Source organism: Amycolatopsis sp. NPDC004368 (assembly GCF_053602515.1).
In genome coordinates, this window is record NZ_JBSGDT010000015.1 from 55,698 (window position 1) to 80,057 (window position 24,360).

At 70.7% G+C, this 24,360-nt stretch carries 20 protein-coding genes and 2 tRNA genes; 15 read left to right on the forward strand and 7 right to left on the reverse strand.

The genetic code is table 11. The features are described from left to right. Positions 1–3: 3 nt before the first annotated feature. Positions 4–1,080, reverse strand: coding sequence for a reverse transcriptase family protein (locus ACWEOE_RS21580; protein ID WP_452011835.1), 1,077 nt, complete (start codon positions 1,078–1,080; stop codon positions 4–6). 497 nt (positions 1,081–1,577) lie between these two features. Between ACWEOE_RS21580 and ACWEOE_RS21585 the strand changes: the two genes are divergently transcribed. The 7 genes from ACWEOE_RS21585 (at position 1,578) to ACWEOE_RS21615 (ending at position 8,237) form a co-directional block, all read left to right on the forward strand. After that, the gene (locus ACWEOE_RS21585) at positions 1,578–2,063 is read left to right on the forward strand and encodes a GNAT family N-acetyltransferase (protein ID WP_452011838.1); all 486 of its coding nucleotides are present in this window, start codon (positions 1,578–1,580) and stop codon (positions 2,061–2,063) included. A 54-nt stretch (positions 2,064–2,117) separates the two neighbouring features. After that, a complete protein-coding gene (locus ACWEOE_RS21590) occupies positions 2,118–2,576 on the forward strand; it encodes a MarR family winged helix-turn-helix transcriptional regulator (protein ID WP_452011841.1) in 459 nt (152 codons plus the stop codon). 50 nt (positions 2,577–2,626) lie between these two features. Beyond that, positions 2,627–4,168, forward strand: coding sequence for a chloride channel protein (locus ACWEOE_RS21595; protein WP_452011844.1), 1,542 nt, complete (start codon positions 2,627–2,629; stop codon positions 4,166–4,168). A gap of 45 nt (positions 4,169–4,213) precedes the next feature. After that, positions 4,214–5,197: a DUF1996 domain-containing protein gene (locus ACWEOE_RS21600; RefSeq protein WP_452011847.1), complete on the forward strand. Its 984-nt coding sequence runs from the start codon at positions 4,214–4,216 to the stop codon at positions 5,195–5,197. A 137-nt stretch (positions 5,198–5,334) separates the two neighbouring features. After that, positions 5,335–5,880: a sigma-70 family RNA polymerase sigma factor gene (locus ACWEOE_RS21605; protein ID WP_452011850.1), complete on the forward strand. Its 546-nt coding sequence runs from the start codon at positions 5,335–5,337 to the stop codon at positions 5,878–5,880. After that, on the forward strand, positions 5,880–6,590 hold the full coding sequence (locus ACWEOE_RS21610; protein ID WP_452011853.1) for an anti-sigma factor family protein: 711 nt from the start codon (positions 5,880–5,882) through the stop codon (positions 6,588–6,590). The genes ACWEOE_RS21605 and ACWEOE_RS21610 overlap by 1 nt, the downstream gene beginning before the upstream one ends. A 210-nt stretch (positions 6,591–6,800) precedes the next feature. Then, on the forward strand, positions 6,801–8,237 hold the full coding sequence (locus ACWEOE_RS21615) for a hypothetical protein (RefSeq protein ID WP_452011856.1): 1,437 nt from the start codon (positions 6,801–6,803) through the stop codon (positions 8,235–8,237). Positions 8,238–8,309: 72 nt separating this feature from the next. Here ACWEOE_RS21615 and ACWEOE_RS21620 read toward each other — a convergent pair whose 3' ends face one another. Continuing rightward, the gene (locus tag ACWEOE_RS21620; RefSeq protein ID WP_452011859.1) at positions 8,310–9,668 is read right to left on the reverse strand and encodes a class I adenylate-forming enzyme family protein; all 1,359 of its coding nucleotides are present in this window, start codon (positions 9,666–9,668) and stop codon (positions 8,310–8,312) included. Between the two features lie 303 nt (positions 9,669–9,971). Between ACWEOE_RS21620 and ACWEOE_RS21625 the strand changes: the two genes are divergently transcribed. Next, a complete protein-coding gene (locus ACWEOE_RS21625) occupies positions 9,972–11,039 on the forward strand; it encodes a glycoside hydrolase family 3 N-terminal domain-containing protein (RefSeq protein WP_452011862.1) in 1,068 nt (355 codons plus the stop codon). On the opposite strand, the gene ACWEOE_RS21630 is transcribed toward ACWEOE_RS21625, so the two are convergent. Together ACWEOE_RS21630 and ACWEOE_RS21635 are read right to left on the reverse strand one after the other, a co-directional pair. After that, on the reverse strand, positions 10,990–12,153 hold the full coding sequence (locus ACWEOE_RS21630; protein WP_452011865.1) for an MFS transporter: 1,164 nt from the start codon (positions 12,151–12,153) through the stop codon (positions 10,990–10,992). The two genes, ACWEOE_RS21625 and ACWEOE_RS21630, sit on opposite strands and share 50 nt — an antisense overlap. Positions 12,154–12,229: 76 nt before the next feature. Then, a complete protein-coding gene (locus ACWEOE_RS21635; protein ID WP_452011868.1) occupies positions 12,230–12,730 on the reverse strand; it encodes a MarR family winged helix-turn-helix transcriptional regulator in 501 nt (166 codons plus the stop codon). A gap of 273 nt (positions 12,731–13,003) precedes the next feature. On the opposite strand from ACWEOE_RS21635, the gene ACWEOE_RS21640 reads away from it, so the two are divergent. Further along, positions 13,004–13,855: a hypothetical protein gene (locus tag ACWEOE_RS21640; protein WP_452011871.1), complete on the forward strand. Its 852-nt coding sequence runs from the start codon at positions 13,004–13,006 to the stop codon at positions 13,853–13,855. A gap of 727 nt (positions 13,856–14,582) precedes the next feature. Here the strand turns inward: ACWEOE_RS21640 and ACWEOE_RS21645 are convergent. Further along, positions 14,583–16,049: an alpha/beta fold hydrolase gene (locus ACWEOE_RS21645; RefSeq protein WP_452011874.1), complete on the reverse strand. Its 1,467-nt coding sequence runs from the start codon at positions 16,047–16,049 to the stop codon at positions 14,583–14,585. Positions 16,050–16,173: 124 nt separating this feature from the next. Between ACWEOE_RS21645 and ACWEOE_RS21650 the strand changes: the two genes are divergently transcribed. The 5 genes from ACWEOE_RS21650 (at position 16,174) to ACWEOE_RS21670 (ending at position 22,520) form a co-directional block, all read left to right on the forward strand. Continuing rightward, a complete protein-coding gene (locus ACWEOE_RS21650) occupies positions 16,174–17,319 on the forward strand; it encodes a CaiB/BaiF CoA transferase family protein (RefSeq protein WP_452011877.1) in 1,146 nt (381 codons plus the stop codon). Positions 17,320–17,448: 129 nt separating this feature from the next. Then, the gene (locus ACWEOE_RS21655; RefSeq protein ID WP_452011880.1) at positions 17,449–17,958 is read left to right on the forward strand and encodes an isochorismatase family protein; all 510 of its coding nucleotides are present in this window, start codon (positions 17,449–17,451) and stop codon (positions 17,956–17,958) included. Positions 17,959–18,211: 253 nt separating this feature from the next. After that, complete coding sequence (locus ACWEOE_RS21660; RefSeq protein ID WP_452011883.1) at positions 18,212–19,723, forward strand: MFS transporter; 1,512 nt, start codon at positions 18,212–18,214, stop codon at positions 19,721–19,723. Further along, positions 19,720–20,286, forward strand: a complete 567-nt coding sequence (locus ACWEOE_RS21665; RefSeq protein ID WP_452011886.1) for a TetR family transcriptional regulator — start codon at positions 19,720–19,722, stop codon at positions 20,284–20,286. The genes ACWEOE_RS21660 and ACWEOE_RS21665 overlap by 4 nt, the downstream gene beginning before the upstream one ends. 878 nt (positions 20,287–21,164) lie before the next feature. Next, a complete protein-coding gene (locus ACWEOE_RS21670; RefSeq protein ID WP_452011889.1) occupies positions 21,165–22,520 on the forward strand; it encodes an FAD-binding oxidoreductase in 1,356 nt (451 codons plus the stop codon). Positions 22,521–23,070: 550 nt separating this feature from the next. On the opposite strand, the gene ACWEOE_RS21675 is transcribed toward ACWEOE_RS21670, so the two are convergent. Beyond that, positions 23,071–23,142: transfer RNA gene (locus ACWEOE_RS21675), tRNA-Val, on the reverse strand. Positions 23,143–23,168: 26 nt separating this feature from the next. Continuing rightward, positions 23,169–23,240, reverse strand: a tRNA-Val gene (locus ACWEOE_RS21680). 166 nt (positions 23,241–23,406) lie between these two features. Between ACWEOE_RS21680 and ACWEOE_RS21685 the strand changes: the two genes are divergently transcribed. Then, positions 23,407–24,339, forward strand: coding sequence for a VOC family protein (locus ACWEOE_RS21685; protein WP_452011892.1), 933 nt, complete (start codon positions 23,407–23,409; stop codon positions 24,337–24,339). The last annotated feature ends 21 nt before the right edge of the window (positions 24,340–24,360 follow it).

A 24,360-nucleotide genomic window follows, 5' to 3' on the forward strand; every position in this document is an offset into this window, starting at 1 on the left:
GGCTCAGCTCCAATCGATGCGGTCGAAGAGCTCCTTCAGCTTGGCACCTCGGTGGGCGCTCGTCGCGGCGATCCAGGCGATGCGGCCGCGCAGGTGCGCCCGGAAATCGGGGTGGCCGGCGTGGTTTTGCGCTCGCGGGCCGGTGGTGGCGCAGTTGTGCAGGGTGGCGCGCAGGTCGTCGTAGCGCGTTCTCGGTGCTGCGGTTTTGGCGTTGACGACCAGGCCGGCCACTCGCTGCTGCTGGTGCCTTGCGGCGATGGAGGTTTTGTTGTCCCTCAGGCGGAATCCTTCGTCGGTGACGATGCGGCGGACGCCGGGCAGCAGGCGGTGGAGGATCGCGTTGCCGGAGAAGGCCAGGTCGTCGGCGTAGCGGGTGTAGTTGAGGCCGAGTTTTGCGGCCAGCCCGGTGAGGCGCCGGTCGAGGCGGTTGGTGACCGCGTTGGCGATCGCCGGTGACGACGGTGCGCCCTGGGGGAGGTGCGGCTTGTTCAGTTGCTCGCGCATTTCGCGGGGCGCGTCGCGGAGGACGTCCGGTGGGGTCGTCGTGGTGAGAATCCCGGCCAGCGCCTGGGCAACGGCGGGTGGGTAGCCCGCCAGTTCGAGCAGTGAACCGATGCGTCTGGCGGAGATCGTCGTGAAGAAGTGCTGCAGGTCCATCCGGACGACCACGTTTTGGCCGAGGTGGGGTTCGGCGCAGGTGATGATCGAGCGGCCGGGGTGGAAGCCGTGGGCGGCGTCGTGCACCGGGAGGGCGGTGAGGACGTGCCGGCGGATTCTGCGTTGTAGCTCGGCCAGGCGGGGTTTGGGGCGTTCGATCAGGCGGATGCTGCCGGATTTGGTGGGGATCCAGTGGTGTTCGTAGTGACGCAGGGGTGGGCGGGCGCGGTCGTTCCAGTGGCGGGCGTCAGCGAACCAGGCGAGTTCGCCGGGGGTGAGGTCGAGGGCTTGAGCGGTGGCTTCGAAGGTGGCCCAGCGGGGGACGGGCCAGCGCCAGACCGGCGGGAGGGGATCGAGCGGGGCTGGGTCTCGCGGTTGTTGCGGCTTGAGTGGCGACGCGGGGGTGACTCTTTCTCCGTTCATCCGCGCGGTCTTGTACGCGCAGCGTGCCGCCCTCGCGTGGGGCGCCGTGATCGGGTGATGTGGTGCGTTCCGGGGTTGCCCCGGAAGGGGTGGTTCTCCACCGGGCTCACCTCCGCGTCGCCTGGGGGTGAGTCCAAGGGGTTGGTGGCTCGGCGTGCTGCGCACACCATTGCGCTTGGGGGTGTGGGGTGGGCACCCCGATTGTTGATTGTGACGACGGTGGGGAAAAGAATCGGAGGCCGGCCGGGGGAAGGGTGCGGGGATGGTTGGTACGGGGTTCGTTTGGTTCGCCGGGTGGGAGTTGGTTCGTGGGGCGCGCCGGTTGGGTGCCGTGCTGGGTGGTGTGGGCGGCTGAGGGTTTGGTGGGTGGGGCGCGGCGCGTTGGATGTGTGGCTGGGTGGTGTGGGCGGTTGGTGAGTGGTGGGTGCGGGTGAAGCGGGCCGCGGAGAAGATGGCTGACCTGGGCCGCGGCTGGGGCGACGGGCGAGGATGGCCGCATGGTCGAAGTCCGTGTCGCTACTGGAGCCGGTGATCGCGATGGGGCGCGGGAGTGCTGGCGTGTGGCCAATGTGGCGCGGGGCAAAGTGCCGGGTTCCGAGCGGGTGGCCAGGGTCGGGGTGAAGCTGGCCGAACCCGGGGCGCTCCTGGTGGTGGCCGTGGTCCGTGACCGGGTGGTCGGGATGGCGCTTGCCGAGGCCGGTCGTGCGGACGATGGTCGAGGACCGGTGCTGCCTGGTCTGTGCCACCTCTCGATGGTCTTCGTGCGCCCGGAGTGCTGGGGCGCCGGCGTTGGAACGGCGCTGCTCGCCGAGATCGGGCGGCAGGCGGTGAGCCGCGGCCAAGTTCGGGTGCAGGTCTGGACGGGTGCCGCCAATGAGAGGGCGCTCGCGTTCTACCGGCGAGTGGGGTTCAGGCCGACCGGACGGCGGCACGACATACCCGGTGTCGGCCCGGTTGTGCATCTCGAACGGTGCCCCGGGTGACACCGGCCACGGAGCCATTGACCCCAAGACCTTGCTTATAGCAAGTTTTGCCCTGTGCAAGACTCCGAGCTCGACCGCCTCGAGCGGCTGACCCGGGTGCTCGTGGCGGTGGCGTGGGACAGCGCCCACGCGGCGCCGCGAGGGGTGACGTTTCCGCAGGTGCGCCTGTTGGTCGTGTTGGCGAGCCTGGGGTGTGTGCCGTGTTCGCGGTTGGCGGGGGCGATGGGTGTGAACGCGTCGTCGGTGACGCGGTTGGCGGACAAGCTCGAGGCGCACGGCTACGTGCGCCGCGGGGAGGACGAGCATCGGCGGACGGTGGTGACGGTCGAGGTCACCCGGGCGGGACAGGCGGTGGTGGACGACGTGATCGAGCGCAGGCACGAGGCGCTGGGTGCGCTGCTCGGACAGCTGAGCCCGGAGAACCGGCAGCAGGCGGCAACCGCCGTCGAGAATCTGCTGGCGGCGGCGGAGCAGGCGCCGCTGGTGCCGTCGGCCGGGCCGGGGCGGCTGTGAACGCGCCGGGGCGGGCGGCGCACCTGGGTGACTTCAGTGTGCGGCCGCGGATGTTGCTGATCACGGCGTTCGCGCTGTTCGTGGGGGCGGCGAGTGCGGTCGCGGCCTTCGCGTTGCTGAAGCTGATCGGCCTGATCACGAATCTCGTGTTCTACCAACGCGTTGCGACGGATCTGGTGGCGCCGGGCGCGGTGCACCACCCGTGGTGGCTCGTGCTGGTCGCGCCTGTGGTCGGTGGCCTGGTGATCGGAGTGATGGCGCGGTACGGCTCGGAGAAGATCCGCGGCCACGGCATGCCCGAGGCCATCGAGGCGATCCTCACCGGCGAGAGCCGCGTGGCGCCGCGGGTGGCGGTGCTCAAGCCCGTGTCGGCGGCCGTGAGCATCGGGACGGGCGGACCGTTCGGGGCCGAGGGGCCGATCATCATGACCGGCGGCGCCGTCGGGTCGATTCTGGCGCAGCTGCTGAAACTGAGCGCCGACGAGCGCAAGACGTTGCTCGTCGCGGGATCCGCGGGTGGCATGGCGGCGACGTTCAACGCGCCGCTCGCCGCGATCCTGCTGGCGGTGGAACTGCTGCTGTTCGAATGGCGCCCGCGCAGCCTCGTGCCGGTGGTGGCGGCCGTCGCGGTGAGCACCGTGCTGCGCGGTTACCTGCTCGGCAACGGGCCCGTCTTCGGAGTGCCCGCCGTGCCGGACCCGGGCCCGCTGGCCGACGGTCTGGCGCTCATCCCCGGTATCACCGGCGGTCTGCTGGCGATCGGCGCGACCGCGCTGGTCTACTTCGCCGAAGACCTCTTCGCCCGCGTTCCCGTGCACTGGATGTGGTGGCCCGCGATCGGCGGCCTGATCATCGGCGCCGGCGGCCTGATCGAGCCCCACGCCCTGGGCGTCGGCTACGACGTGATCGACCAGTTGCTCACGGGCCAGGCCACCACACAGCTGATCGTGGGCATCCTCGTGGTCAAGACGTTGATCTGGGCGCTGTCACTCGGCTCCGGCACCTCGGGTGGCGTGCTCGCGCCGGTGTTCATGATCGGCGCCGCGCTCGGGGCCGCGGAAGGAGCGCTGCTGCCGCACTTCGCGGCCGGGTTCTGGGCGACGTGCGGGCTCGCGGCGGTGGTCGGTGGCGTGATGCGCTCACCGCTGACCGGCATCGTCTTCACGCTCGAGCTCACCCACGCGTGGAGCTACCTGCTGCCGCTCGTGGTCGCGTCGGTGTCGGCGTACGCGTTGTCCGTGTTGCTGCTCAAGCGTTCCGTGCTCACGGAGAAGATCGCGCGGCGGCGCCTGCACCTCACCCGCGAGTACACGACCGACCCGCTCGAAACGTTCTTCGTCCACGAGGTCATGACGCCCGGGGAGACCGCGCCCGGGCCCGTCACCGCATTCCCCGACGAGACGCTGCGCGAGGTCGCGAACAAGCTCGCGCTGGGCCACGTCACCCGCGCCCGCGTGGTGAGCCGGGAGGAGCCGGACGAAGTGCTCGGCGTCGTCACGCTCGCGCAGCTGCTGCACGCCCGGCGGCGTGACCTGCACGAGGAGCACCACCGAGAGCGCGTGCTGCCCATGAAGGTCACGGTGCCCGACTGACGGCCCCACGCGCGTGCAGATCTTGACGGTGGGAAAATGATAGGCGTGGATTCGCAATCGCGGCGGCGCTGGTCGCCCGGGTGGATCGTGTTCACCATCGTCCTGGTGCTGATCGCCGTGCCGGCGAGCGTGGTCGGGTACAACACGCTCACGGCCGGGGCGCACGAGGAGGAGCACACCGTCTCGCCCGCTTACTTCGCCGACGTCTCGGCGCTGCCCGTCGCGCCGCCCGCGCCCGCGGTGCAGCCCGGCGGCTCGGCCGGCACGTGGCGCATCGACTGCGGCCGCGATGAGGAAGGCCGCCACAACTCCGACAACGTCGTGATCAGCCCGGGCGTCGCCGGCGGCGCCCACCACCTGCACGACTACGTCGGAAATGACTCGACGACCGCGTTCTCCACCGACGCGTCGCTCGCCGCCGCCGGTACCACGTGCCAGGCGGGCGACAAGTCGACTTACTACTGGCCCGTGCTGCGCCTGCCCCGCGGCGACGCGCGCCAGACCGTGTTCGGCCGCATCCTCGTGCCCGACTCGGTGCTGATCGAGTACCAGGGCAACCCGGCCACCAACGTCGTGCCCATGCCGCGCTTCCTGCGCGCCAACACCGGAAACCCGCACGGCTACACCCAGGGCGGCGTCGCCACCGACCACGTGCAGTGGACGTGCTCCGGCAGCCGTGACCACGTCGGGCGCCAGTACCCGCGCTGCCCGGCCGGGCAGCAGGTCGTGCGGCTCTTCGACTTCCCGAGCTGCTGGAACGGGCGCACCACCGACAGCCCCAACCACAAGTCGCACCTGGTGTTCCCCGCCGCGAACGGCGCGTGCCAGGCCGGCACGTTCGCCGTGCCGCGCCTGCACCTGGAGATCTCCTACACCGTGCCCACCGGCGCGGAGTACGCGATCGACTCGTTCCCCGAAGAGCTCAACAACCCCGTCTCCGACCACGCGGACTTCATCGACGTGATGCCGGATGCCCTGATGGACACCGTCGTCGGGTGCGTGAACTCCGGAAACCGCTGTTCGGCCTGAGCTCGGACGATCAAGAACCGAATGTGGCGTTCGTCACGGTTCGGTATCCGCTGAACTGAACCCGCCTCGCCATCCGTGTGCCCCTCGTGGAGGTGAGGAGATCCCGCACGTTGCGGGACTCGGGAGGGTGGTAGCGGATGGCCGGGTTGAGAACCCGTCATCGCCAGCAGGTCGCCGACGAGGCGCTCGTGCGCTCGCTGTTCGAGGAGCACGGCAAGGCGATGCTGGCGTACGCCACAAGGCTGCTCGGTGATCGGGCGGCGGCGGAAGACGTCGTGCAGGAGGCACTGGTGCGCGCTTGGCGACACCCCGACAGCCTGGTCAACGGCAAGGGCTCGGTGCGGGGCTGGCTGCTGACCGTGGTGCGGAACCTGGTCACGGACAAGATCCGGGCCCGGGCCGCACGGCCCACGGAGGTGGCGGAGTCGCCCACCACCGTGCCGGTGGCGCGGGACCACTCCGACCAGGTCGTGGACTCGATGGTGGTGCTGGCCGCGCTGGACGACCTGTCCGCCGAGCACCGCGAAGTCCTGGAACACGTGTACCTGCACGGGCGGACGGTCGGCGAGACCGCCGAAAGACTGGGCATACCACCGGGCACGGTGAAGTCGCGCTCCTACTACGGGTTGCGCGCTTTGCGTGAGCAGTTCCGGTCGCAGCGACTGGGAGTGGGGGCCGCGTGATGAGCACGTCGCACAGCGACCGGTTCGACCTCGAGGCCTACGTGGCCGGCGAGGCGGGCACGACCGACCAGCGGGACGTCGAGCAGCACCTGACGACCTGCGCGGAGTGCCGGGAGGAGGTGGAGTCATTGCGTGAGATGCAGGCGTTCCTGGGTGCGCTGCCGCCCGAGGCGTTGCTCGACGGGCCGCCCGACGACGCGGACCTGTTGCTGCAGCGCACGTTGCGCCAGATCAGGAGCGAATCGTCGAGTGCCCGTGGCCGGGGCAGGTTCCTGGCCGCGTCGGCGGCAGTTGTCGTCGCCGCGGCGGCGCTCGGTGCGGGCGTGCTCGTCGGCAAGGCGGGTGAGAGCGGGACCGGCCCGGCCGTCGCCGCGCCGCCGGTGTCCGCGCCGGCCACTGTGGCACCAGGAACCCGCGTCGCGATCGGCGAATCCGCCTCGGGGGCGAGGCTCAACGTGGCCATGACCCCGGCAGTCGGCTGGGTCAAGCTCAACGCGTCCGTCACCGGCATTCCCGCGGGGCAGAAGTGCCGGCTCGTGGTGGTCGGCAAGGACGGCAGCCGTGAGATCGCCGGCAACTGGCTGGTGTCGGACAAGGCCGAGAACGAAGGCGTGAACCTCGACGGTTCGGCGCTCGTCGATCCGGCGAACGTCGCGTCGGTGCTCGTGGAGAACACCGACGGGCACCAGTTCGTGTCGGCTTCGCTGTAGCTCGCGAACGCGAGGGCGCTGCCCGTTCGTCCGGTGTGGACCGGACGAACGGGCAGCGCCCTTTTGCTTTCCTGACAAGGAATCGGCTTCGCCGCTGATTGTGATCGGGGTCACGAAACCTCGGTGAACCCTCACGGGGACCACATCCGTGTACCGGTCATCAAAGGCTCGCCGATTCCGGTGGCCGGTTCTGACAGGGAGAAACCCGAAATGTTGCGTACTCGAGTTGCGATGCTCGCCGCCCTCGTGGCGACGGGTGTGGCGGCCCTGACGGCGTGTGGTGGCGGTACCACCGGCACGCCGAGTGCCGCCCCCGCGGGAGGGGCCGACGCGGCCTCTTCGGTCAGCTTCCTCACCGGAACCGCTCAGCAGAACGGCGCGCCGACCAACACCGGCGACTTCGCGGACGCGTCCGACACCCAGGCCGCCGAGCAGTGGGTGGAGCTCGACGCCGGCTCGGCCGGCAACCTGAACCCGGTGGTGCTGAACGGAAAGGGCTTCCTGCTCTACCGCTTCGACAAGGACAGCCCGAAGCCCCCGACGTCCACCTGCACCGCGGACCCGTGCGCCAAGACGTGGCCCGCGGTCACGGTGAAGCCGGGCGGCAAGGTGTTCCTCAACGGGGTCGACCGCAACGACGTCGGCTTCATCAAGCGCCCGGACGGCTCGCTGCAGGTGACGATCGGCAACTGGCCGGTCTACCGCTTCAGCGGCGACGCGCAGGCCGGCGACACCAAGGGCCAGGGCGTGCAGGGCACGTGGTTCGGCGTGACGCCGGAAGGCGGCAAGGCGCAGGCGTCCAAGGAGGGCACGGACCCGACGACCGGCGTCGACTACAAGACCGGCACCGCCAAGGAAAACGGCGCCGACATGACCCAGGGCGACGCCTACCCGGGCCCGCGCAACGACGAGCCCGCGATGAAGTGGATCCAGCTCACCCGAGGTTCGGCCGGTGGCCTGAACCCGATCGTCCACGACGGTGCGGGCCGGACGCTCTACCGCTTCGACAAGGACACCCCGAAGCCGCCGACGTCCAACTGCAACGGTGACTGCAAGGTGAAGTGGCCGCCGGTGCTCGTGAAGCCGGGTTCGCGCATCTTCGTCAACGGTGTCGCCGCCGCCAAGATCGGCATCATCACCCGCTCCGACGGCGGCCGCCAGGTGACGCTCAACGGCTGGCCGCTCTACACCTTCTCCGGCGACAAGAAGCCGGGCGACATCAACGGTGAAGGCGTGCAGGGCACCTGGTTCGCCATCTCGCCGACCGGTGGCAAGGTCCTGCCGAAGGGCGGCGCTTCCGCCACCACCGGCCAGTCGGTCCCGCCCGCGTCCTCTTCCACCAACCCGCCCGCTTCGACGACGAGTGCTCCGCCGAGCACCGTGACTCTGGGCAACGGCAGCGCGATCCTCGACACCGGTCTCAACCTCTCCGAGCCGCAGGGTTCGTTCGGGGTCTCCGGCCCGGGCTGTGTCGCGAACCCGCAGCCGACGCTGGTCCGCTCGATCCAGCTCAGCGGTGGTCCGGTGAAGCTCTGGAAGGGCCCGAACTGCACCGGCCAGTCGACGATCATCACGGGTAACGTCAACGACCTCGGCACGATCGGGTTCGACAAGCAGGTCACCTCGATCCGCTTCGGCGACAAGTGAAGTAACTGAAAGCCGAAGAGCCGGCGTGCGCACCGACGGGGGGTGCACACGCCGGCTCTTCCTTCTGCGCGGCTAGGCGATGTGGCGCGGATGGCCGGCCCAGAACGGTTCGGCCAGTTTTCGCTTGTCCACTTTGCCCACCGGGGTCAAGGGCAGTTCGCCGGTGAAGTCCACCTTGTCCGGTACGAAGTGGGCACCGCCCAGTTCCTGGTGGACGTGGGCGCGGAGTTGTTCTTGCGTGAGGCGCGTGTTGGACACGACCACCGCGTGCACCCGCTCGCCTTCCCCGCCCGGGCCGGGCACCGCGAACACGGCCGCGGCGGCGACACCCGGGTGGGCCAGCAGCGCGTGCTCGACGGCGACCGAAGCGACCTTGGTGCCGTGGTCGCCGGTGACGATCACGTCGGCGATGCGGTCGTGGAGGTAGAGGTAACCCTCGTCGTCGAAGTGGCCGAGGTCGCCGGTGCGCAGCCAGCCGTCGCCGATCGGGGGCTCGCCGAGGTAACCGTCCATCATGGACAGCCCGCGCACGAGGATCTCCCCTTCGTCGACGCGCGCCTCCATCCCCGGCACGACCCGCCCGACGGATCCCAGGCGGTGCTCGGCGGTCAGCTCCTGCGCGGAGATGCTCGCGACCATCGGGGCCTCGGTGAGCCCGTACCCTTGGCCGACCTTCGGGCCGAACGCGTCGATCGCCTGCGCCAACCGCCGCGGCGACAAGGGCGCGGCTCCCAGTGACAGTGACTTCAGGCTCGAGGTGTCGGTGCGGGCCAGGGCCGGGCTGTCCAGCACCGCGGCCAACCTCGGCGGCGTGAGCGACAAGCTGGTGACGCGGTGGGTCTCGACGTCGGCCAGCAGCTCTTCGGCGTCGAAGTGCGAGCGGAGCACGATCTTGCTGCCGGACAGCAGGGCGCCGAGGGCGGCGGCGTTTCCGGTCATGTGCGTCAGCGGAGCGGTGATGAGGACGGTTTGGGTGCTGTCCGGGGTGAAGATGTGGGCCATGCCGTCGTAGATGCCGCGGTGGCGGATCAGCTTGGGAGTGCCGGTGGTCCCGCCGGTGGGGAAGATCGCGGAGACCCGCGCTGGGAGAGCGTCCGGAGTGGACGGTTCGTGCTCGATGAGCGCGTCGAGGTCGAGCAGTGTGGCCGCGGTCTGGTCCAGGGCTCGTTTCCGCGCCGGCCTGCTCGCCGATGTCGGAACCAGGAGCACTTCCAGCCCCCGCACCTGCGCGGCCACCTGCGCGAGCACGACTTCCGGCCGGTTGCCGTGCTCGATCGCGACGATGTTCTTCGTGCCACCGAGCCCGGAGTGGATGCGCCTGACGATGTCGGCCGCCACGCGGTAGGTGGTTTCGCGCCCTTCGTGGTGGAAGAGGACGGCGTCGCCGCCTCGGTCGAGCATGGCGAGGACGCGGGTCAGGAAGAAGCTCACTCGGCGCACGGTAGCCGGTGGGTTGTCCACACCGTGGCCGAGTTGTGGATAACTCGGCCTGCGGCGAGGATTCGGACGGGTTTTGTCGGGGTGGCCGATAGAATGGACGTGGGCACGCCCCCCTTGGAAGGGCCTTGGACGGGCTTTGGAAGGGCCTTGGAAGGGCGGGGGTTTGGTGAGTCCGGTCGGTCGATTCCGGGTTGCGAATTGGCCGAAGCAGATCCGGACATCACTCACGCTTCGGTCGGAAGTTTTCGCCTCTCACTCCCAGGCGTTACCGTGGTCGCCACTGGAGGGAGTGCCATGAAGCGTGTCGTGCAGGTCGTGGCCGCTGTCGCGGTGGCCGTGGTGACGGTGGGGGCGGTGCCGGGGGCGGCGGGCGGGCGGGAGCTGAGCCCGAGGCAACTCGCGGGGCAGCGGGTCATCTACTCGTACGCCGGGTTGACACCGCCGCAGCAGTTGCTGCAGCGGATCCGCGCCGGTGAGGCCGGGGGTGTGATCTTCTTCGGCGAGAACATTTCCTCGAGCAGCCAGATCGCGGGCGTGGTGAGACAACTGCGTGACGCGTCGGCGCAGAGCCCCGTGCGCGAGCCGTTGCTGCTGATGACCGACCAGGAAGGCGGGCAGGTCCGGCGGCTGCCGGGCGAGCCGACGTTGTCGCAGAAGCAAGTGGGCCAGACGGCGGATCCCGAGGCGGCGGCAAAGGCGGCCGGCACGGGTGCGGGGAACAACCTCGCGAGCGTCGGCATGAACGTGAACCTGTCGCCGGTACTCGACGTCTACCGGCAGGCCGGGAACTTCATCGACGAGTACGGCCGTTCGTACTCGAGCGACGCCGCCACGGCGGGCGCGCTGGGCCGCGCTTTCGTCGCCGCGCAGCAGGCCACGGGTGTGGCCTCGACGGCGAAGCACTTTCCCGGGCTGGGGGCGGCGCCGGCGGGGAGCAACACGGACGTGGCGCCGGTGACGTTGGACGTGCCGTTGCCGGAGTTGCGCGCGAAGGACGAAGCGCCGTACGCGGGCACGGCGGCCAAGCTCGTGATGCTGTCGTGGGCCGTCTACCCGGCGCTCGACGCGAGCCGCCCCGCGGGGCTCTCCCCGGCCGCGGTGCAGGAGTTGCGGCAGCGGGACGGGTTCGGCGGCGTGACGATCACCGACGCCCTCGAAGCGGGTGCGCTGCAGGACTTCGGCGATACCGGCAACCGCGCGGTGCTCGCGGCGAAGGCGGGCGTCGACCTGATCCTCGCGTCGGGCCGGGACGTCAGCCAGGGCGACGCGGCGGCCGACGCGCTCGCGAAGGCCGAAGGTTCGCTGCCGGGCTTCAGTGAGTCGGTCGATCGGATTTCGGTGCTGCGCAAGGGCTTGTCCTGAACGGTCTCGACGCGGCGACGCCCGCGACCGCGGCCACGCACAGCAGGCCGCCGCTGACCAGGGCGACCAAAGCAGACGTCGGTGCGGCCACCAGGCCCGCGCGCAGGTTGCCGAGGTTCGGGCCGGCCTGCCCGACGATCTGCTCCGCGGCGGCGACCCGCCCGAGCAGCTCGTCGGGTGTGTTGAGCTGGACGACGGTGCTGCGCGACACCACGGACACGGTGTCCGCCGCGCCCGCGAGCACGAGGAAGCCGAGGCCGGCCCACGCGCTGGCGGTGAGCCCGAACAGCGTCAGCGCGAGCCCCCACGCACCCGCGCCCGCCAGCATGACCGGACCCGGCCGTGGCAGGCGGGTGAAGGCACCCGAGAACACCGAGGCCGTGACGCCCCCGACGGCGATCGCGGTCAGGAACAACCCGAGCGTGCGGGGGTTGTCGCCGAAGCGTTCGGCGTTGATCAAGGGAAACAGGCTCGTCGGCATCGACAGCACGGTGGCGGCGAGGTCGGTGAGCAGTGCGCCGCGCACCGCGGGGTGGTGCACGAGGAACGCGAGGCCGTCGGCGATGCCGCGCAAGCCCGGGCGAGCGGACTCACCGTCGGGCCGCATCGCGGGCAGGCCGAAGGCGCCGTAGAAGGCGCAGGCGAACGTGACGGCGTCGACCGCGTAACAGCCGGTCACGCCGACCCAGCCGATGAGCAGCCCGCCGAGCGCGGGGCCGATGAGAAGGCCGCCCTGGAAGGAGATCCCGTTGAGGGCGAGCCCGGCCGAGAGCTGGTCGCGCGGCAGCAGCCGGGGGATGAACGTGCGCGACGCGGGTCCGCTGCCCGCGGCGAAACACGATTGCACCGCGAGGATCGCCAGCACCCCGCCGACGGGGAACCCCGGCACCACGCTCTGCGCGACCAGCAACAGCGAGCATCCGGCCTGGCCCACCGTCATCACGAGGTAGAACCGCCGCCGGTCGACCCGGTCCACCAGGGACCCCGCGAACAGGCCGATCGCGATGATCGGCACCGCCTGCGCCAGCCCGACCGCGCCCGTCCAGATGGTGCTGCCCGTGCGGTCCCACACCTGGAACAACACGGCGACGGCCGTGAGCTGCCCGCCGAGCACCGAGCACGTGCGACCGACCCAGAGTCGCCGAACCCCGGCGAGGTGCGCAGCGGCGTCACGTCGAGCAGGTGCACCCTCATCGCCAGTCCGGGTCGGCTTCGAGCTTCTCGGCGATGCGGTCGTGGAAGCTCTTGCGCCGCAAAGCTTTCTCGATGTCGACGACCACCTTGCTCAATGCGTACGGGATCTCGGCCTCGAGGTCGTTCAGCGCGGCTTCGGTCGCCCGCCATTCCGCGGCGAGGCGGCCGACGATCTCCTCGGCCTTGGCGGTGAGCACCACCTTCTTGCTGCGTGCGTCGTCGCCCGCGGTGGTCGTGACCAGCCCCGCCTTGCGCATGGCGGCGACCTTCTGGCTCAACGCCGAGTGCGTGCGCTCGACCGACGCGGCCAGCTCGGTGATGGTCATCGGCCCACGCGCGTGCAGGCGCAGGAGTTCCATGACGAAGCTCGGTTTGAGGCCGTCGATGCCGCGCTCGGTGTAGAGGCGGCCGATGTCGTCGTCCATCGCGTGCTGGAGCAGGCGCATCGGGCGCCAGAGGCTCTGTTCGGTGGGGTCGGGAAACGGCTCGTCAGGCACGGCGGAGATTGTAACAGTCCTTATGTAAGTACTGTCAAGTTTCGATGATCGGGAAACCGGCTGGTCGAATCGTTGTGGAACAAGGGAAATCGGGTGGCCGGAGACCGGTTCGGGAGTCGATCACGGGGGTACTTTTCCCGTGCCGGCAGGGGAAATCCCGTCGCCGCCGGGCTGGGAGGGTGCATGCGGTTCGAGGCGAAATTCACCCGTCGAGCGGTACTCACGGTGGCCTTGGCGGGGGTGGTGAGCGCGTGCGGAGCGGTACCGCGACGAGTGCCGGCCCAAGCGCCCGCGGTACTTCCCACGTCACCGCCGCCCACCTCGACCCCGACGTCGTCCACCCCGCCGAAGCCGCCACCGAACGCGCTGGCCACGAGCCTGCTCGTCGGCTACTGCGGTGCGCCGCACGCCGAGGCCCTCGGCCGGATGACCGGTGATCTCGCTGCAGCTGGGCGTGCGCTCGTGCGGCAGGCGGGTGCGTATCGGCAGGCGGTGACCCCGGTCGTCGAGCTCATCGCGACGGCCGCCCACCGCACCCCCGGCCCCGACGGGATGTACCGCACCCGCGCGTCCGACGCCACGATCGCCGGCTACCTCGCCGAAGCGCGGGCGCTCGAGGGCGTGCTGCTGCTCAACATCCAGCCCGGCCGCGCCGATTTCCTGCCGGAGGTGCGGGCGTACGAGCGGTGGCTGGCGGAGCCGGATGTCGGCATCGCCCTGGACCCGGAGTGGGCCGTCGAGCCGGGGGTGGTGCCCGGCGAGAAGTTCGGGCGCACCACCGGTGCGGAACTCGACGGCGTCGCCGCGTACCTCGCTCAGCTCGCGAACGACCGGCGCCTGCCCAACAAGATCTTGGCGTACCACCAGGTCGCGGCTTCCATCGTGCGCGACGAGGAGGCGTTGCGGGCGCATCCGGGCGTGTCGATCGTGAAGGTCGTGGACGGCATCGGCAGTGCGGGCGCGAAGAAAGCGACCTGGCGCACGCTCATGGCCGCCAAGCCGGACCACGTGCTGGCGGGCTTCAAGCTCTTCTACGAAGAGGACACCCGCCGCGGCGCCGCGTTGATGACCCCGTCCGAGGTTCTCGCGCTGACGCCGAAGCCCGCGTATGTCGTGTATGAGTGAGCGTTCCCGATCCGGGTGACACCCACGCGTGTGGTCATCCGTTCACCGCCGCGAGGAGCGGGCACTCTGGCCTGCGGACCCTCCACGACGGGAGCAGCGCGCATGCAGGCCTGGTGGCCCCTCGCGACGGTCGCCGCGGTGTTCGCGGCGCTCGCCCTGGCGTACCTGCGCCGCGCTGCCCGGCCGCGCGCGACCGGGCGGCCGGCCTCAGCGCCGTCGACACGACGGTTGCTGTCCCCCGAACCTGAGCGCGCCCGCCATCGCGCGGATCCGCGGCGCGACGCCGATCCCTTGGCCCGCTACCCCGTCGCGCGGCAGCGTCCGGTGCCCAACGCCCGGCGCCTCGGTGGTCCGGGTTCGACGCCGACACAACCGTTCGCGCTGCCGCAACCCCGAAGCCGCGACGCCGGCCACGAGACCTGGCCCGCCGCGGCCCCGCTCCGGCCGACCCCGCCCAGCCGCGGTCGGAAGCGTCCCGGCAAGATCATCACCGAACCGGCCTGGCCGGGTTCCCCGATCTCCCGGTCCCGCCCGGCGGTTCCCGATCCGTCCGGACGGGACCGGGGTCCGCTCGGTTGCGGGAATCACCGTCACCCGGACGATTGATCGGCGGCGCGGTCGGGTACGTAAGAAGTAGCCCGCCGCTGTGGTCCCTCCCCCCACCTCTGCGGCGGCGGGCGCGGGCCGGGCCCCGCGGGAGACCGCCGGGCCCGGCCCTGCCAGCACTTCAGTCCGATGTGGACGTGATCACCGGCTCCCCGGCGCAGCTGCCCGTGGTGGTGCGGCCGGTGTCGAAGAACTCGACGGCTTTCGAGCCGCACGCCACGAGGTCGAGCGAGCCGTGGGCGCCGTTGTCGATCGTGAGCAGCGAGCCGCCGATCCGGCGTTGCATGGCCTGGGCCCAGACGAGCGGGGTCGTCGTTTCCGTGCGGTGGCCCACCAGTTGCAACGGGCTGGTGCCGCCCGTCAGGTGCCACGGTTGTTTCGGCAACGGCCAGCCGGCGCACCAGTGCTGGTAGCCGGCCAGGCCGTGGAACAGCGGCGAGGACGCTTGCCGTTGCCGCTCTTCGCGCCACATCGCGGGTTCACTCGGGTCGGCGCCCTGGTCGTTGCACAGCACGGAAATCTGCATGAGCAGGCCGGCAAGCGGGCTGTCCTCGAGGCCGAACCCGGTGAACTCGGGTTCGTCGCCGACGAGGGGCGGATCGGTGCCGTCGCGCAGGGCGGTGAGGGTGTCGGCCACGGCGGGCCAGTGGGCCGGCTGGTAGGTCAGCACTGTGCGGAGGTTGCCGCCGGCGAAGGTGAGCGGCTTGCCGCCGGCCGTGACCTGGCGGGGGTGGGCGTCGAGGTCGGCGGCGAGAGCGGTGACGTTTGCGCGGATCGCGCGGGCGTCGGTGCCGAGGTGGTACTGGCCGTCGCGCGCGGCGAGCCACGCGGCGAATCGGTCGAAGCCGGCTTCGGCGGCGGCGATGGGCCCATCGTTCATGGTGCGGAGGCTGAAGTCGGGTGGCATCACGGAGTCGAGCAGCATGCGGTCGACGTGCTGGTCGTAGCGGCTCCGGTACACCGCACCGAGTGCCGTGCCCCACGAGACGCCGTAGAAGCTGATCTTCTCCTCGCCCAACGCGATCCGGATCCGATCGAGGTCGTGCGCGACGACGTCGGTGGAGAAGCTCGCGATGAGCTCGGGGTCGTAGCCGGTGCAGCGGGCGTTCTGCTTGGCCGTCTGCTCGTAGCCCTGCCGGTACTGCTCGGCGGGCGCCGCGTGCGGGTCGGGGTCCGGGCCGTCCTCGGGCGCGAGGTCGCACCGCTTGCCGCCGCTGAAGCCGACGCCGCGCGGGTCGAAGCCCACCACGTCGTGGTCCGCGCCCATGCCCGCGACGGTGGTCTGGCTCAGGGTGAGCGGCATGCCAAGGCCGGAGTTGCCCGGTCCGCCGGGATTCACCACGATCACGCCCTTCTTCGCCTGCGTCGCCCTGAGGCGGCTCACCATCAGGTCGAGGCGGCGGCCGTCGGGGTGGGCGTAGTCGACCGGGACGGAGACCTTGGTGCACTCGGTGCGGGCGTCGGTCTGGTCCCACTCTTTGATCAGGGTGCGGCACGGGGTCCAGGCGAGCGCGGCGTGCGCGGGTGTGGCCGCGACGAGCGAGGGCAGCGCCACGGCGACCGCCAGCAGGGGGACGAGCTTCTTCATGATCATGATCATGGGGTTGTTCTCGTGGTGGCGCCTCGGGCGAACGGGTCACAAACCCGGCCGATCGGCTGATGTTCCGGCCGGGGGTTAGCCTGGCGCGACGGTTGCCGGTGAAAGGAATTCGATGCTCCCGCTGTCCGGAATCACGGTGGTTTCCCTAGAACAAGCGGTGGCGGCACCGTTCGCGACGCGGCAGCTGGGGGACCTCGGCGCGCGTGTGATCAAGGTCGAGCGCCCGGGTTCGGGGGATTTCGCGCGGTCGTACGACACCACCGTGCGCGGGCTGTCGAGCCATTTCGTGTGGCTGAACCGGAACAAGGAATCGATTGCGCTGGACCTGAAGCAGCCGGCGCAGCGGCGGGTGCTCGACGCGATGCTGGAGCGCGCGGACGTGTTCGTGCAGAACCTCGCGCCCGGCGCGGCCGCGCGGCTCGGGCTCGGGCCGGACGAGCTGCTGGCACGCCACCCGCGGCTGATCGTGTGCGGGATCTCCGGCTACGGCACCGACGGACCGTACCGCGACAAGAAGGCCTACGACCTGTTGGTGCAGTGCGAAACCGGCGTGCCCGCGCTCACCGGCACGCCCGAGGAACCGGCGAAGACGGGCATCCCCGTCGCGGATCTGGCCGGCGGGATGTACGCGTACAGCGGGGTGCTGTCGGCGCTGTACGAGCGCGACCGGACCGGTCGCGGGCAGGCGTTCGAGGTGTCGCTGTTCGACGCGCTCACCGAGTGGGTGGGTTTTCCGTTGTACTACACGGTTTACGGCGGCACGCAGCCCGCGCGCACGGGCCTCTCGCACGCCGCGATCGCCCCCTACGGCCCGTACACCTGCGGCGACGGCGAGACGGTGTTCCTCGCGGTGCAGAACGACCGCGAATGGCGGCGGCTCTGTGCCGACGTGCTGGGCCGGGCCTCGGTCGCGGATTCCTTTGCCACCAACGACGAGCGCTCGGCTCGGCGTGACGAGTTGCGGGTGGTGATCGAGGAGGCCTTCGCGCCACTGGACTCCGCGACGGTACTCGCCCGCCTGGACGCGGCGGGGATCGCCAACGCGCGGCTGCGATCCGTTGCCCAGCTGGCTTCGCACCCGCAGCTCGTCGAACGGGGGAGGTGGGGTTCGGTGGAGTCGCCGGTGGGGCCGGTGCAGGCTTTGGTGCCGCCGGTGACCGTTGCGGGGCGCGAGCCGCGGTTCGAGGCGATTCCGGAGGTGGGGGAGCACACGGACGCGTTGTTGGCGGAGCTGGGTTTCGAGGGGATGCCTGACTGAGCCGTTGCCGTGGCGACGGGATGGGCGGGGTTGTGTCGTTTATGTCGGGGCGGCCTGGTCTGTTCGGCGGGATGACCGGCTGAACTCCGGCTGAGCCGTTTTGTCGGTGGTCGCTGGCATGCTCGCGCCATGGTTCCCGTACTGCTCCTGATCGACGTCCAGCACAACATGCTCCTGCCGCCCGAACCGGTGCCCGCCGCGGACCGCGTCGCGCCGGCGATCGCTGCGGTGCTGGCCCGCGCGCGTGCGGCCGGGGCGCCGGTGGTGCACGTGCGCAACAACGGCACCGGCGACGACCCCGACGTTCCCGGCAGCCCGGGTTGGGCGTTGGTGCACGACGTGCTGCGGGGTGAGTCCGTGGTGGACAAAACCACGCCCGACTCGTTCGCCGGCACCCCGCTGGCCGACTTCCTGCCCGCGGGCGCGCCGCTGGTCATCGCGGGCATGCAAAGTGACTTCTGCGTCCGCGAAACCACGCTGGCCGCCCTGCGGCGCGGCCACCCGGTCACGTTGGTCACTGATGCCCACGCCACTTACGACGGTTCGGTCTCGGCTGTGGAGGCTTCCGCGGCGGTTGCTGCTGAGCTTGCCGCGGCGGGTGCGTCTCTGGCCTCGAGTGAGGTGGTGCTGTTCGGCTGACGGATGTGACAGCACTCTTGCGGCGCGGCCATTCGGTCAGGTTGGTCACTGATGCCCACGTCACTTACGACGGTTCTGTCTCCGCTGTGGAGGCAGCCTTGGTGGCTGCTGAGCTTGCCGCGGCGAGTGCCTCCCTGGCCTCAAGCGTGGTGGCGCTGTTCGCCTGACGGAGATCACAGCACCCTCCAGGACTCCTGGGGCGTAGGGTAAGTCATCAGGCGATGACATCAACCGATGACCGAGGTGTGACGCGATGTCCGGCGTGGGTGAGACGGGGGAGCTGCGCGGTCGGGAGACGACCCAGTGCGGTCCGGGTGAGGTGGTCGGGCTCGGCCTTCCCGTCGGAAGTCCTGGTGAGGCGGGGCGCGGTGTGCTTCGTGTACCCCGTGAGACCCTGCGAGGCCTGGTCCCCACGCTGATCTTCCTCGGCCTCGTCGTCGCGGTGATCAGCAGCCTCGGGGCGCCGCTGATTCCGGCGGTGGCGCGGGTGCACGGGGTGTCGCTGGGGGATGCGCAGTGGTCGTTGACGGTGACGTTGGTGGTCGGCGCCATGGTGACGCCCGTGATGGGGCGGTTGGGGGACGGGCCCGCGCGCCGGGGCGTCATGCTGGCCGCGCTCGGGCTGGTGGTGGCGGGGTGCGTGCTGGCGGCGTTGCCGGCCGGGTTCCCGGCGTTGCTGGTGGGGCGGGGGCTTCAAGGCGCGGGCCTCGGGCTCACGCCGCTGGCGATCGCGACGGCGCGGGAAGCGCTGGAGCCCGCGCGGGCCCGGTCGGCGATGGCCATCCTGTCGATCACGACGGTCGCCGGGGTCGGCCTGGGATATCCGGTGACCGGGCTGGTCACGGAGCTGGGCGGGTTGGGCGCGGCGTACTGGTTCGGGGCGGCGGTCGCGGCGGGCGGGCTGGTGGCGGCGGTCAAGGTGTTGCCGCGCCACAAGGACGCGCGGGCCAAACGCCTGGACGTGCCGGGGGCGGTACTGCTGGGTGCGGGGCTCGGGGCGTTGCTGTTGTGGATCAGCAAGAGTGAGGAGTGGGGCTGGGGTTCGGGGAAAGCGACGGTGACCATCGCAACGGCCGTGGTCGCGTTGGCGCTGTGGGTGTGGCACGAGGGGCGCAGCGACCACCCGCTGGTGGAGCTGCGCCTGCTCAAGCTGCCGGGCGTGCTCGCGGCCGACGTCGCGGCGCTCTTGTCCGGCACGGCGATGTACCTGCTCACGTCGTTGATGGTGCAGTTCGTGCAGACGCCGCCGGACGGGGGCGGGCTCGGCGGGTCCGTGGTGGCGGCGGGGCTGGTGTTGCTGCCGTTCTCGGTCGGGAGCCTGCTGGCGAGCCGGATCGCGCAGCCGGTGATCCGGCGAGGGTGGGGACGGGCGTTGATTCCGGCGGCATCGGTGGTCGGGCTGCTGAGCGTCGGCGTGTTCGGCTTCGTGCGGCACGACTACGTGGTGCTCACGCTCGTGATGGCCGCCACCGGGCTGGCCGTCGGCACGGTGTTCGCCGTGCTGCCCGGCATGATCACGCGTGGCGCGCCCCCGCACGAGACCGGCAGTGCGATGAGCTTCAACCAGGTGCTGCGCTACGTCGGCTACTCCACCGGCAGCGCGCTGAGCGCCACGATCCTCGTGGGTCACACGCCGGCCGGGGAGCACTTCCCGAGCGCTCTCGGCTACACCGTCGCGGCGTTCGCCGGGGTGGCGGTGTGGGTGCTGGCCGCGGTGTTCGGCATGCTGCTGCCAGGAAGGACGACCGAAGGAGCCCGCGGATGACCGCCGCCGCCCAGCCCAGCCCCCGCCGCCGCGACGCCGGGCGCACGCGGGCCGCGCTGCTCGCCGCCGCGGCCGAACTCTTCGCCGAACGCGGCTACGCCCAGGCCACGATCCGCGACATCGGCGAACGCGCGGGCACCGATCCGGCCATGATCGCGCGCTACTTCGGCGGCAAAGCCCAGCTCTACATCGCCATGCTGCAAGCCGAAACCGGCGACGACGAACTCGCCGACCTCGGCGACGCCGAGCGCCTGAGCGGCCTCGTCGGCCGCGCCGTGCGCCAGGGCCCCGGCCCGGTCCACCAGGTCGCCCTCCAGCCACACGCCGACGCCCAGGCCACGGCGGTCTCACGCGAAGAGCTGCACCGCCGCATCGTCACGCCCCTCGCCCGCCGCTTCACCACCGACGGCGTCGACCTGCCCCAGGCCCGCGCCGAACTGCTCACGGCCGCGTTCGCGGGGGTGCTGATCGGCCGGACGTCCGGCGCGTTGCCCGCGCTCGCGGCGCTCGACGCGGAGACTTTGACGGCGCTGGTTGCCCAGCTTGTGTCCGCTATGGAGTGAATGCGGCTCGGCGGCGGGTGTGTTGTCCGAGTCTGCGGTCTGTGGTGTGGGGGTTGTGGCGGTGCTGATTGCGGGCGTGCGTCAGCTTCGTTTTGAATCTGGTTCGGTAGTGGGTGTGTTGTTCCAGTCGCGACCTCCGGAGTGGGGCTGGGGCGGCGCTGGTTGGAGGCGTGCGCGGGGCCTGCTGTGAAACCGGTTTGGTTGCTGTTGCGCGGCCTGCGTCGGCGCCGTTGTGATTCGTTTCGGCAGCGGAGCGTTGTTCGAGTTTGCTGCCATCGGTGCGACGACTGTGGCGGCGCTGGTTGCGAGGGCATGCGCAAGCCCCCTGTGACCCCGATCTGGTGGTTGGCCTGTTGTTCGAGTCTGCGGCGCTGGTGTGGAGGCCGTGGTGGGGCTGGTTTCGGGGCGTGTGTCGCCCCCCTGAATCCGTTTCGGTTAGTGAGGGCGTTGTTCGAGTTCGCTGCCTCAGGTGCGGCGACAGCGGCGGCGCTGGTTGCGCGGTCTGTGTCGGCCGGGCTGTGAACCCGATTCGGTGAAGCCATATTGTCCGTGCTCGCGGGAGGGAAGGTCGGCGATATCGCCTGCGAAGAGCAGGGTGAGTGCGCGAGACGCGTCCTTCCGCTGCCGGTGGAGTCTATTGTGGACTGAAATGGCCGCCGACCTGGGCCGTATTCCGACACGCGATGTCGGCCTCGCACGTCGTCGGGCGAGGGCTGATCCGACGCGGGCAGGCGCCGCGGAGCGTGAGGAGCGGCCGCCCGGGCCGGTGAGGTGCCCCATTGTCCCTCGCTGTTCGTGACGTGCGTCGCAAGTTGGGGGCGTGGGTGGGGAAGCCGGTGAGGCTGGGAGGGGGAGGTCGAACGCGAAAGGCGATGCGGATGCGTCCTCCCCAGTCTGCGGCGTCGGAGTCGCTGAGTCCGGCCGAGGTCGCGGGGCTCGTGAGGCGGCTGGCCGGTCCTGTGGTGCTGCCCGGGACCGCGGGGTTCGACGCCGAGTGCGCGACGTTCAACCTGCACACGCCCGTGCACCCGGCCGTCGCGATCGGAGCGGTCACCGTCGCCGATGTGCGGGAGGCGGTGTGGTTCGCCGCGGAGCGTGCGTTGCCGATTGCCGTGTTGAGTACTGGGCATCAGGTTGCGAACCGAGCGCGGGGTGCGGTGCTGATCACCTTGTCGCGTATGGCCCGCGTCGAGGTCGACGCCGTCAAGGGGACCGCGCGTGTGGCCGGTGGAGCACGTTGGGGCGAGGTGGACGAGTGGGCCGGCGAACGCGGTTTCGCGGCGCTGAGCGGTGCGTCGGCCTCGATCGGGGTGATCGGGTATCACCTGGGTGGCGGCCACAGCCCGGTTCTCGGGCGCACGCACGGTTACGCCGCCGACCACGTCCGCGCGTTGCGGCTCGTGACCGCCGACGGCTCCCTGCGCGAGGTGACCGCCGAAGCCGAACCCGAGCTGTTCTGGGCCCTGCGCGGCGGGAAGGGCAACTTCGGGGTGGTCACGTCGATGGAGTTCGCGCTGTTCCCCGTGTCGACCTTCTACGGAGGCGGCCTGTTCTTCGCGGGCGAGCACGCAGCCCACGTGCTGCACGCGTGGCGCGAGTGGGCGCCGGCGCTGCCGCGGGCCATGTCGTCCTCGATCGCTTTCCTGCGCGAGCCCCGGTTCGTCGTCCACGTGCGGTTCGCGGCCACCGGCTCGCGCGCCGAGGCCGACGCCGCGCTCGCGCCATTGCGGGGCGTCGCTCCGACGGAACGCGACACCATCGGCCGCACCGCCTACTGCGACGGCCGTCGGCTGCACCTGGCCGCGTCGGCGCCGGTCGGGTGGGCCGAGCGCGCGACGGCGTTGCGCGCGTTCCCGGCCGAAGCCGCCGACTTGCTGCTGGCCGCCGCGGATTCGGCCACCGACGTGGATTTCATCGAGCTGCGTGCGCTCGGCGGGGCGCTCGCCGACGAACCCGCGGTGCCGAACGCCGTCGCCGGCCGTGGTGCGCCGTGGGCCTTCGTCGCGTCCGGCAGCCGGGTGCCGGAGGTGTGCGCGCAGCTGGCCGCCCTCGTCGAGGCGCTTGCGCCGTGGTCGCCCCGCGAGCTGAACGCCAACCTCTTCACCGAAGCCACCACCCCGGACGACGTCCGCACCGCATACGGCCCGGCGCGCTACGCCCGCCTCGCCGCGACCAAACCCCGCCACGACCCGCAGAACCTGTTCCGCGCCAACCACAACATCGCACCCCGGTAGGGCCCTCATCCGCGCCCCATCCGCCACCACATACCGGAACCTCCCCCGAACCCGGACCACCTGCCGGCTTCGGAGAGCTCACTTCGCAGCCTGCTCCGCCTGTCGGGTTTCGGGGTCTCACCGGGAGCCCGGGCCGCCTGTCGGGGTTCGGGACCGCACTCGCAATCCGGACCACTACTTTCCGCTGACACAGCTCGGCCCGAGTCCGGTCTTGGGACGTGCACTCGCAGCCCAGGTCATCTCTCGGGTTCCGGGACCTCGCTGGCAGCCCAGGCCGCCTGCCGGGTTTCGGAACCTCACTCGCAATCCGGACCACCAACCGGATTCGTGTGCCTCCCTCAGAGTCCGGACCACCTGTGGGGTAGGACCCCACCCGCAGCCCGGGCCCGAGGGAACCATCCGGTCAACGGGAAGCCCCACTGCCAACGCAACCACCACCGGGGGTCCGGGGGCGAAGCCCTCCGGGCGGGGTTTGGGGGTTGCACCCCCAAAACACAAACGGAGCGAGCCGGTCAGCGCCTTCCGCTGACACGGCTCGCCCCGAGTGACGTGGGCGATACTGGGATCGAACCAGTGACCTCTTCGGTGTGAACGAAGCGCTCTCCCCCTGAGCTAATCGCCCTTCAGGTGAGTCCACATCGGACTGCGTGCGCGATACTGGGATTGAACCAGTGACCTCTTCCGTGTCAGGGAAGCGCTCTCCCGCTGAGCTAATCGCGCGCTGCGGAAACAAAGCTTAGCGAACCCCCGGCAGGTCCCTTCAAGGGGTCCACCTTTCCGAACGCACAGTGTCGTAGATCACGCAGCGCTACGACACCCTGGCAAAGTATCGATATTTTGTTACTCTGACGATGGACCGACGACCCAGGAGAGAAAGGCAGAGCCGATGCCGCTGCATCGTTTGACGTCGATCACGCTGGGGGTGCCCAACGTGGCCGAGACCGCTGGTTACTACGAGGACTTCGGCCTCACCCGGGTCGGCGAAAAAGCAGAGAACCGCTTCGCCACGGTCGACGGTGGTGAGCAGCTGAAGATCACCCACTCCCGGCTGCGGCGGCTGGTCGAGCTGGGTGTGGGGGTCGACGACCCGGACGACCTCGACCGCATCGAGGCGAACCTCGCCAAGCTCGACGTGGTGGGCGAGCGCGACGAGACGTCGCTGCGGGTGCTGGACCCGAACTCCAACGCGCAGGTGGTGCTGGAGATCGCGCCGCACCTCGGGCAGGCGCCGGTGGCGCAGGTGCCTTACAACGGCCCCGGCCGGATTTCGCGCCCCGACACCCGCGCGCCCGGCGTCGAGCGGACGAACAAGGTGCGGCCGAAGAAGCTGGGCCACGTCGTGATCGGGTCGAAGGACCAGGACGCGTCGCAGCGGTTCTTCACCGAGGGGCTGGGGTTCAAGGCGTCCGACCACGTCCCGAGCCTCGCGAGCTTCCTGCGGTGCTCGACCGACCACCACAACCTGCTGATCCAGAAGGCGCCCGTCGACTTCCTGCACCACACCGCGTGGGAGGTCGACGACGTCGACGAGGTCGGCCGCGGCGCCACCGAAATGCTCGAAGGCAACCCCGAACGGCACGTGTGGGGCCTGGGCCGCCACCACATCGGCTCGAACTTCTTCTGGTACCTCAAGGATCCCGCCGGCAACTTCTCCGAGTACTACAGCGACCTCGACTGCGTGGTCGACGACGCCCTGTGGAAGCCCGCCGTGGTCGAAGGCTCGCGTGGCATCTACAACTGGGGCCCGCCGCTGCCGCCGTCGTTCATCACGCCCGAAGACCTCGCCGCGCTCATGACCGGCGCGCACAGCCCCCGCTGACCTTCTCCCAGACAAGGAAAA

Excerpts from the sequence above, each read along its gene's own strand:
- ACWEOE_RS21580 (WP_452011835.1), bottom strand. The coding sequence starts at position 1,080 with ATGAACGGAGAAAGAGTCACCCCCGCGTCGCCACTCAAGCCGCAACAA.
- ACWEOE_RS21585 (WP_452011838.1), top strand. The coding sequence starts at position 1,578 with ATGGTCGAAGTCCGTGTCGCTACTGGAGCCGGTGATCGCGATGGGGCG.
- ACWEOE_RS21595 (WP_452011844.1), top strand. The coding sequence starts at position 2,627 with ATGTTGCTGATCACGGCGTTCGCGCTGTTCGTGGGGGCGGCGAGTGCG.
- ACWEOE_RS21605 (WP_452011850.1), top strand. The coding sequence starts at position 5,335 with ATGGCCGGGTTGAGAACCCGTCATCGCCAGCAGGTCGCCGACGAGGCG.
- ACWEOE_RS21610 (WP_452011853.1), top strand. The coding sequence starts at position 5,880 with ATGAGCACGTCGCACAGCGACCGGTTCGACCTCGAGGCCTACGTGGCC.
- ACWEOE_RS21615 (WP_452011856.1), top strand. The coding sequence starts at position 6,801 with ATGTTGCGTACTCGAGTTGCGATGCTCGCCGCCCTCGTGGCGACGGGT.
- ACWEOE_RS21625 (WP_452011862.1), top strand. The coding sequence starts at position 9,972 with ATGAAGCGTGTCGTGCAGGTCGTGGCCGCTGTCGCGGTGGCCGTGGTG.
- ACWEOE_RS21645 (WP_452011874.1), bottom strand. The coding sequence starts at position 16,049 with ATGAAGAAGCTCGTCCCCCTGCTGGCGGTCGCCGTGGCGCTGCCCTCG.
- ACWEOE_RS21650 (WP_452011877.1), top strand. The coding sequence starts at position 16,174 with ATGCTCCCGCTGTCCGGAATCACGGTGGTTTCCCTAGAACAAGCGGTG.
- ACWEOE_RS21655 (WP_452011880.1), top strand. The coding sequence starts at position 17,449 with ATGGTTCCCGTACTGCTCCTGATCGACGTCCAGCACAACATGCTCCTG.
- ACWEOE_RS21660 (WP_452011883.1), top strand. The coding sequence starts at position 18,212 with ATGTCCGGCGTGGGTGAGACGGGGGAGCTGCGCGGTCGGGAGACGACC.
- ACWEOE_RS21665 (WP_452011886.1), top strand. The coding sequence starts at position 19,720 with ATGACCGCCGCCGCCCAGCCCAGCCCCCGCCGCCGCGACGCCGGGCGC.
- ACWEOE_RS21670 (WP_452011889.1), top strand. The coding sequence starts at position 21,165 with ATGCGTCCTCCCCAGTCTGCGGCGTCGGAGTCGCTGAGTCCGGCCGAG.
- ACWEOE_RS21685 (WP_452011892.1), top strand. The coding sequence starts at position 23,407 with ATGCCGCTGCATCGTTTGACGTCGATCACGCTGGGGGTGCCCAACGTG.